Below are 1,631 nucleotides of genomic sequence, written 5' to 3' on the forward strand. Positions count from 1 at the left end.
GTCGTCCCTGTACGAAGCTTCTGCCCTTTTTGTCCGGAAACATCCGACCAAAGTTCAAAAGAAGCTCCAGCAATTGATTTTTTGGTGTCAGCATCACTCTTGGTAAGAACGATATTGGTGTTCTTACCCGTTGCCGATCCGTTGTTGTTTACTACTTGTGTCAATCCGTTGGTATTGTTATCAACATCCTTTTCGCCCTTGCCTGATATCGATGCTGTGTTTGTCAACGTATCATTAATTTTTGACGAATTGATCAGTGAACGATAATGAATCGAGTAAGCCGAACTAATTTCCTTTGCAAAGGAAATCTTCATCGTTTGCTTACCAGTTACACTATCAGTTTGCAGGTCCACAGAGTAATCCTTACCAAGCACTAATGGATTACTCGTATCTTCAGTAAAATCACCATTAGAAGCTACCTTCCCTGGATAGATCACAATAGAGCTTTCATCAATAATTTGATTTTCAGAAGGCTCATCGGTAACAACTGCATCGCTGAAAGTTGACTGTGCCTTATTGACCCCTATTGTCCACAACGCATAAGCAGAGTTCGTTGGGTCTTGTTTGCCACTTTTATCCAGAACATTGCCACTGTTTGGCACTGTCACCTTAGCCGTCAAATCACTAGATTTTTCGTTGTTTGTATAGGTCGCTGTATTGTCATACGACTTTTGATCAATGACCTTACCAGAGAGACTAGTTTGGTAAGTCAAGACATAAGCCTTAGAACTATCATTTGGTAATTTAGCAGTAAGCTGTTTCTTAGTACTGTCAAAGGAAATATTAGCGGAAGCAACTTGTGTTCCCAAAATATATGAGCCATTTGTGTTAATAGAAGCTTCATACAACTTGGCGCTACCTGCTACATAGTCTTGGTCACCAATAATTGGATCAGTAATAGAGGCATTGCTAAGTTTACGTTGATTATAGTTAGCAACCACGGTCCAAGTAATTTGTTTAGAAACAGCATTATAACTCCCTGACTTGCTGCCATCATTTTTAAACTCACTCTTAGGAGTGAAGTCTGCCTGTCCCTCATTAGAGTGTTTGCCACCGCCAGTGTCAGTCCAAGTTGCCGTAGCGGTATTGGTCCATGTTCCTCCGTCCGGAAGACTATTCGTTTCAAAGGCAGTTTTATAACTTAGCGTATACCAACTTGTAGCATGCTCTTTTAAAGCATTAGCGAAGGATATGGTAAAACCGTTCCCTTGCTTGCTAATGGTATAGTCCGTCCCCTCAATGAGGGTTTTATTGCTATCTTTATCCTTTAGAACAAAGGACTTATAGTCTACGGTCAACCCATCCGGAACCGGATCAGTCATTGACCAATTGCTCATATTTTGCCGAGCCATATTGATATCAAAGTTCCACGTAACGGTCTTAGCATTGTAATCAACGTGCCCACAAGACTTCGTTAGACCCTGCTGTCCGACTTGTTTTTTAGAATTAGATTTTTGGCCATTGCTATCTACACTGTTACTAATCGTTTGGCCTTCATCACCAATTGGGTCTGTTACTTGTGACTGATACGAAATTTTGACTCCTTGGTTCAAACCATTGGGGAAAGTAATAGTCATTTCCGTTCTATCAGTGTTGTAAGTCACTTTATACTGATCGGGACTAATAGGGCC

Annotated in this window: 1 protein-coding gene; it reads right to left on the reverse strand. The window is 41.0% G+C overall.

Annotated features, from left to right (window positions below):
* Window positions 1-1,577 (reverse strand): collagen binding domain-containing protein (locus JUE67_RS12595; protein WP_308441144.1); only part of this gene is annotated, 1,577 nt, incomplete at its 3' end.
* Window positions 1,578-1,631 lie beyond the last annotated feature (54 nt).

Origin of the sequence: Lacticaseibacillus mingshuiensis (assembly GCF_016861785.1) — a bacterium.
Taxonomy (GTDB): Bacteria; Bacillota; Bacilli; order Lactobacillales; family Lactobacillaceae; genus Lacticaseibacillus; species Lacticaseibacillus mingshuiensis.